Source organism: Polaromonas sp. P1_E3 (genome assembly GCF_056405935.1).
Genome location: NZ_JBFUBD010000588.1, coordinates 1 through 1,335, shown reverse-complemented (window position 1 = coordinate 1,335; position 1,335 = coordinate 1). Strand labels below are relative to the sequence as shown.

Genomic DNA, 1,335 nt, shown 5'->3' with positions numbered 1-1,335 from the left:
GGACAGGACAGTCCGCATGAAATGTTCAACAGCCCGTTCTACAACACGTTTCGCAAAACCGTGAACTGGTGTGTGGAGCACCGCTGGATCACCATCGGCTCTACCGTGCTGATATTTGCCCTGGGCATTGTCGGTATGGGCAAGGTGCAGCAGCAATTTTTCCCTGACTCCAGCCGTCCTGAAATCATGGTCGACATCTGGTTTCCGGAAGGCACTTCTTTTGCCGCCAACGAAGCCACTGCCAAAAGGGTCGAGCAGCGACTGATGCGGGAGGAGGGCGTAACGACCGTCAGCACCTGGATAGGCTCAGGCGTGCCGCGGTTTTATTTGCCGCTGGACCAGGTGTTTCCGCAGACCAATGTGTCTCAGATGATTGTGCTGCCCAAGGACCTGAAGGTGCGTGAATCGCTGCGCATCAAGTTGCCGGCTTTGCTGGCCACGGAGTTTCCCGAGGTGCGCGGCCGTGTCAAGCTGCTGCCCAATGGCCCACCGGTGCCCTACCCGGTGCAGTTCCGTGTGGTGGGCATAGACCCGCTGGTGCTGCGCGACCGCGCCGATGAAGTCAAGGCGGTAATGCGTGAAAGCAGCAACACGCGCGGCGTGAATGACAACTGGAACGAATCGGTCAAAGTGCTGCGGCTCGAGGTCGACCAGGCGAAGGCGCGTGCGCTGGGTGTGACCAGCCAGTCGAKTGCGCAGGCTTCGCGGACCATCCTGGCGGGCACGCCTGTGGGTCAGTTCCGCGAAGGTGACAAGCTGATCGACATCGTGCTGCGCCAGCCGCTGGACGAGCGCAATGCCATCACGGATATCGGCAATGCCTATTTGCCTACGGCGTCGGGCAGGTCCATCCCACTCACGCAAATCGCCAAGCCCGTGTTTACCTGGGAGCCGGGCGTGCTGTGGCGTGAAAACCGCGACTACGCCATTACCGTGCAAAGCGACATCATTGAAGGCCTGCAAGGCGCCACAGTGACGCAGCAGTTGATGCCCAAGCTCAAGGCGCTGGAGGCCAAGTGGCTGGAAAAGGGAATGCAGGGCTACCGCATCCAGGTGGCCGGCGCGGTGGAGGAAAGCAGCAAGGGCTCGTCATCCATCGTTGCGGGGCTGCCGGTTGCACTGTTTATCGTGCTCACGCTGTTGATGCTGCAACTGCACAGCTTCAGCCGCTCGATTCTTGCCTTCTTGACTGGTTTCATGGGCATTGCGGGCGTGGCAGGGGCACTGCTGTTGCTGAACCGTCCGTTTGGTTTTGTCGCGTTGCTGGGCGTGATTGCGCTGTTTGGCATGATCATCCGCAATTCCGTCATCCTGATCGATCAGATTGAACAGGAC

Annotated in this window: 1 protein-coding gene; it reads left to right on the top strand. The window is 59.7% G+C overall.

Features of this window, described 5'->3' with window-relative positions; all coding sequences use genetic code 11:
• Window positions 1-1,335: efflux RND transporter permease subunit (locus AC1D0Z_RS21950; RefSeq protein ID WP_477660266.1), on the top strand; the 1,335-nt coding region annotated here is incomplete at both ends.